At 38.2% G+C, this 6,000-nt stretch carries 5 protein-coding genes; all 5 read left to right on the plus strand.

Annotated elements, in window-relative coordinates; genetic code table 11:
• Positions 1–45 precede the first annotated feature (45 nt).
• Positions 46–516 (plus strand): RNA polymerase sigma factor, encoded by a 471-nt coding sequence (locus tag HMPREF2542_RS05540; protein WP_058669685.1) that lies wholly within the window; start codon positions 46–48, stop codon positions 514–516.
• The gene (locus tag HMPREF2542_RS05545; protein ID WP_070484486.1) at positions 503–1,567 is read left to right on the plus strand and encodes an anti sigma factor C-terminal domain-containing protein; all 1,065 of its coding nucleotides are present in this window, start codon (positions 503–505) and stop codon (positions 1,565–1,567) included. The genes HMPREF2542_RS05540 and HMPREF2542_RS05545 overlap by 14 nt, the downstream gene beginning before the upstream one ends.
• A 123-nt stretch (positions 1,568–1,690) precedes the next feature.
• A complete protein-coding gene (gene tuf / locus HMPREF2542_RS05550) occupies positions 1,691–2,887 on the plus strand; it encodes an elongation factor Tu (RefSeq protein WP_003023932.1) in 1,197 nt (398 codons plus the stop codon).
• Positions 2,888–3,043: 156 nt separating this feature from the next.
• The gene (gene tpiA, locus HMPREF2542_RS05555; protein ID WP_003042344.1) at positions 3,044–3,802 is read left to right on the plus strand and encodes a triose-phosphate isomerase; all 759 of its coding nucleotides are present in this window, start codon (positions 3,044–3,046) and stop codon (positions 3,800–3,802) included.
• 66 nt (positions 3,803–3,868) lie between these two features.
• Positions 3,869–6,000 (plus strand): GBS Bsp-like repeat-containing protein (locus HMPREF2542_RS05560; protein ID WP_070484569.1); only part of this gene is annotated, 2,132 nt, incomplete at its 3' end.

Raw genomic sequence — 6,000 nt, forward strand, 5'->3', positions numbered from 1 at the left:
AGGAAGGGGGATGAGAATATCAAATTAGATGATTATGAAAAAGTCTTGATTGCCTTTGCGAAAGAAATCGTCTATTATCTGCAAGGCTCAGGCGTTCCAAAAGAGCAAGCAGAAGATGTTGTTCAAGATGTTTTTATCAAAATGCTAGAGTCTGATTTTGTCATCCCTGCTGAAAAAATGCGAGCTTGGATGTATCGTGTGTCTATTCGCCGTTATATTGATAAATACCGGCGTGATAAGCATTATATGGAAATCCTGAGACGAGATTTTTTTACAAAGGGAAATCAATTGATTGTTGAAGGATCAGACTACGACTTTCTCATGGAGGAGGTGGAAAAGTTGCCAATGCGGGATAAAATCATGTTGGATCTTTATTATTTTCAAGGGTTCTCAACAGGCGAAATAGCAGAAGTGCTTCATTATTCTAACAGCAAGGTCAAGGTTCAGCTCATGCGCAGTCGAAATAAACTTCGACAGGTTTTGGAAAAGAAAGGATATTATCATGGAAACTTTTGAAATCGTTGCAAAGAAAAACAAAAAGAGAAATAGAAAGCGAATCATTCTCTGGTCAACAACAGTAGTGGTAGTATTTTTTGGAATATATATTGGTGCTCGTATGATTACGGGAAAACTCATCAGCAACCAAGCTTGGAAGGTAGTCAATGAGGTACAACTAGTTGAAAGCGTTGCCTTTCCTAATATTGAAACTTATACCTGGTCTGCTAATGGTGGGGACATGCTCCATGGTGGTATTAAAGGTAGACAAGCTAAAGATATTTATGGAATTCCACTCGACTATGGTGAATATAAGGCAGATTTTGGAATTTTTAATATCAATCGAGGAATCCATTTTCATGCAAATTCTGGCAGATATACAGAATCTGGGGCAACTATTCAAATAGAAAATAACCAAAAAGTGCCACAATTCTACAATAAAAATGTGAAAGAGGAGAAAGGAGAATCTGTCCATGAACCAACTAAAGAGCTTCCTTACGTAAAAGATATGCAAAATCAATTAGTAGAGGTAGCACTGACTTTTGATAAACCATATAGTTTAAAAGAAATTCGAGCAATGATTCCTAAGAATCTTAAAACCAATTGGTATTGGATTGGTACAAATTCAACAGGTGATCCAAGTTGGTGGCAACCAAGTAATCTATACGGCACGAGTCCAGATTATCTAACGAAAAAAGAATATGTTCACAAAAAGGAAGCAGAAGAAGCTATTAAAAATCTCAAAGAAGGAGAGAGACTGAGTAACAGACTTGCCCAAATGAAAGATGTAGATGGATTCTTGGTTAATTTAAAAAAATATATTGCGACTGACATTGGAAAAAGTACCTACAATAATGTAATTCCGTCAGATGACATTAAAAACTACTTGAAAAAATTTGGTAAGCTAGACTTGTCTAAGAAAGAAGACTTAGAAAAATTAGAATTCTCAGGCGTTATCCTAACAGGAAAAGCTGAAAATTTTGCACAGTTGGAAGGTAAGGAGTGGATTTATGCATCAAGCATTGGAGCTTCTATACCAAATCAACCATACTACAAGTTGGACAAAGAATAAATTGATAAAAAAGGCGTAAAACACTTGCAATTTGAAGAAAATTTGATAAAATAGTAAGGAAAGTTAGACTGTATTGCCTACTGTCTATCTATAAAATATATTTTATTGGAGGCTTTTACTCAAATGGCAAAAGAAAAATACGATCGTAGTAAACCACACGTTAACATCGGTACAATCGGACACGTTGACCATGGTAAAACTACCCTAACTGCAGCTATCACGACTGTACTTGCACGTCGTCTTCCAAGTTCAGTTAACCAACCAAAAGATTATTCATCTATTGATGCTGCTCCAGAAGAACGCGAACGCGGAATCACTATCAACACTGCACACGTTGAGTATGAAACTGCTAAACGTCACTATGCTCACATCGATGCTCCAGGACACGCGGACTACGTTAAAAACATGATTACTGGTGCTGCTCAAATGGACGGAGCTATCCTTGTAGTAGCTTCAACTGATGGACCAATGCCTCAAACTCGTGAACATATCCTTCTTTCACGTCAAGTAGGTGTTAAATACCTTATCGTCTTCATGAACAAAGTTGACTTGGTTGACGATGAAGAATTGCTTGAATTGGTTGAAATGGAAATCCGTGACCTTCTTTCAGAATACGATTTCCCAGGTGATGAAATCCCAGTTATCCAAGGTTCAGCTCTTAAAGCTCTTGAAGGTGATGAAAAATATGAAGACATCATCATGGAATTGATGGATACTGTTGATGAATACATTCCAGAACCAGAACGTGACACTGACAAACCACTTCTTCTTCCAGTCGAAGATGTATTCTCAATCACTGGACGTGGTACTGTTGCTTCAGGACGTATCGACCGTGGTACTGTTAAAGTCAATGATGAAGTTGAAATTGTTGGTATTCGTGACGAAATCCAAAAAGCAGTTGTTACTGGTGTTGAAATGTTCCGTAAACAATTGGACGAAGGTCTTGCTGGAGATAACGTAGGGGTTCTTCTTCGTGGTATCCAACGTGACGAAATCGAACGTGGACAAGTTCTTGCTAAACCAGGTTCAATTCATCCACACACTAAATTCAAAGGTGAAGTTTACATCCTTACTAAAGAAGAAGGTGGACGTCATACTCCATTCTTCAACAACTACCGTCCTCAATTCTACTTCCGTACTACAGACGTTACAGGTTCAATCGAACTTCCTGCAGGTACTGAAATGGTAATGCCTGGTGATAACGTAACAATTGATGTTGAGTTGATCCACCCAATTGCCGTAGAACAAGGAACTACATTCTCTATCCGTGAAGGTGGACGTACTGTAGGTTCAGGTATGGTTACAGAAATCGAAGCTTAATTCAGTTAAGTTCCCAGATGAACAATTAAAGTCAGACAAACGAGCTCCGCTATTGCGGGGCTTTCTTTTTTATGATTTCATTAGACTCAGTCTTTATTTCTCTATTAAATTATGGTAAAATGATAGATGTAAATAAAAAAAGAAGAGGTATGTGAAATGTCACGTAAACCATTTATCGCTGGTAACTGGAAAATGAACAAAAATCCAGAAGAAGCTAAAGCATTTGTTGAAGCAGTAGCTTCTAAATTGCCTTCATCAGAACTTGTTGAAGCTGGTATCGCAGCTCCAGCCCTTGACTTGTCAACAGTTCTTGCAGCTGCTAAGGGTTCTGATCTTAAAATTGCCGCAGAAAACTGCTATTTTGAAGATGCTGGTGCTTTCACTGGTGAAAACAGCCCTAAAGTGTTGGCTGAAATGGGCACAGATTATGTTGTAATTGGTCACTCAGAACGTCGTGAATACTTTCATGAGACAGATGAAGATATCAATAAAAAAGCAAAAGCAATCTTTGCAAATGGTATGCTTCCAATTATTTGTTGTGGTGAAACACTTGAAACTTATGAAGCAGGTAAAGCTGCTGAATTCGTAGGTGGACAAGTTTCAGCCGCTCTTGCTGGCTTATCAGAAGAACAGGTTTCTTCACTTGTTATCGCATATGAACCAATCTGGGCTATTGGTACTGGTAAATCAGCTAGCCAAGATGACGCACAAAAAATGTGTAAAGTTGTTCGTGACACAGTTGCAGCAGATTTTGGCCAAGCAGTAGCGGATAAAGTTCGTGTACAATACGGCGGCTCAGTAAAACCTAACAATGTTGCTGAATACATGGCTTGCCCAGATGTTGATGGCGCTCTTGTTGGTGGTGCATCACTTGAAGCAGAAAGTTTCCTTGCGTTATTAGACTTTGTGAAATAATTCTTATAAAAAGTGATCAGCTTGCTAGACTTTTATAGCAGGCTGATTTTAAAATGGAGAACAAAAGTGAGAAAGAAAAGTTTATTTTATTTAACAAGCACAGCTATTTTAATTGCAGCTAGTTCGCATCAAGTTTTTGCCGCTGAATCCGTAAAAGCTTCTACTTCAGAAACAACAGTAGAGCTCAATAAACAAGAAGCTGATTCTTCACCTAAATTCCAAACAAAAGAAGCTACTCATACATCTCCAGTAAATCAAGTAACTTCATCTTCTTCATCTGAAAATGAAGTAACTGATTCCTCGACTGCTTTAACTGATGCTAAAGCGTCTAAAGAAAAATCAGTTGTGAAAGAAAATCCAGTAGTTGCAAATGAAACTAAAAAAGACAATAAATCAACTTTTTTTGCTGCGCAAAATAATCAAGCAACAGCTAGGAGTAATACTGATGCACAAGTGAAAAAATCAACTTTTGTAGATGTCAGTAGTCATAATGGTTACATCAGCAAAGAAGATTATCAGCGCTTAGCTGAAAAAGGAATAAGTGGCGCTGTTGTTAAACTAACAGAAGGAACGAGCTATAAAAATCCTTATGCAATTTCTCAAGCACAAAATGCACAAGCTGCGGGTATGCAAGTATCAGCTTATGCTTTTTCTCACTATACTAATGAAGCAGAAGCAAGGGCAGAAGCGCGCTATTTTGCAGAGGAAGCAAGGAGATTAAATCTTCCGTCATCAACTGTTATGGTAAATGATATTGAAGATTCCGATATGCTTTCGAATATCAATACAAGCACTCAAGCTTGGGCGGATGAAATGCGGCGTATGGGTTTTTCCAATTTGATGTACTATACAAGTGCAAGTTGGCTTGATCGAAACAATCTCAGAACGAAAGGACCAATCCAAACAGAGAGATTTGGTTTAGAGAATTTCTGGGTAGCGCAATATCCAACTTCAAAATTAAGTGCTGATGATGCAAAAACATTGAAATATAATAGTGAAGCAGGGGCTTGGCAGTTTACTTCGCAAGCTGAGTTGCTACCTGGCCGCCACGTGTTTGATCAAAGCGTGGATTATACTGGACGTTTTACTGGTAATGCACCTATTGCAAAAAATGCTTTATCCGGAACGATTACTATTGCCAATAATAATCCTGAAACAGGAACCTTTGATGTGATTGTCTCAAATGTCGGTGCACCTTATGGCGTTCGTGAAGTGAAAGTGCCAATTTGGTCCAGTGTCAATGGTCAAGATGATATTATTTGGTATACGGCGACCAAGCAAGCCAATGGAACCTATAAAGTTACCGTTAAAGCAAGTGATCATAAAAGGTCTGTTGGTGAGTATAATATTCATCTATATTATATCCAAAATAATGGTAAACTGGTGGGTGTGACTGGAACAAAAACCAATGTTTCCATTGCTAAACCACAAGGGAAAATTACTATTAAAAATAATAATCCTGATACTGGTACCTTTGATGTGATTGTCTCAAATGTCGGTGCACCTTATGGCGTTCGTGAAGTGAAAGTGCCAATTTGGTCCAGTGTCAATGGTCAGGACGATATTATTTGGTATACAGCTGCTAGACAATCTGATGGAACTTATAAGGTGACTGTTAAAGCAACTGATCATAAACGATCCACAGGTGAATATAATATTCATCTATATTATGTTCAACATGATGGTCAGTTAGTAGGAGTGACTGGAACAACGACAACTGTTTCGATGGCTCGTCCTAAAGGTACTTTGACAATTACGAATAATAATCCGAATGCAGGAACCTTTGATGTGATTGTCTCAGGTGTTTCCAGCCCAGATGGTGTTCGCGAGGTAAAATTACCGACTTGGTCTAATGTAGATGGTCAAGATGACATTATCTGGTATACGGCGATTAAGCAAGCCAATGGAACTTATAAGACGACCGTTAAAGTGAGGGATCACAAATATTCAACAGGTATATATAACGTTCATTTGTATTATATTCAGGATAATGGACAAATTGTTGGTGTAGCAGGGACACAAACAGTTGTTTCTTTAGCTAAGCCACAAGGACAAATTAGCATTCAAAACAATAATCCAGATACTGGTACCTTTGATGTGATTGTCTCAGGCGTTTCCAGTCCTTATGGCGTTCGTGAAGTGAAAGTACCGACTTGGTCCAGTATCAATGGTCAAGATGATATTATTTGGTATACGGC

This window comes from Streptococcus sp. HMSC034B05, assembly GCF_001809055.1.
In the GTDB taxonomy this organism is placed as follows: Bacteria; Bacillota; Bacilli; order Lactobacillales; family Streptococcaceae; genus Streptococcus; species Streptococcus constellatus.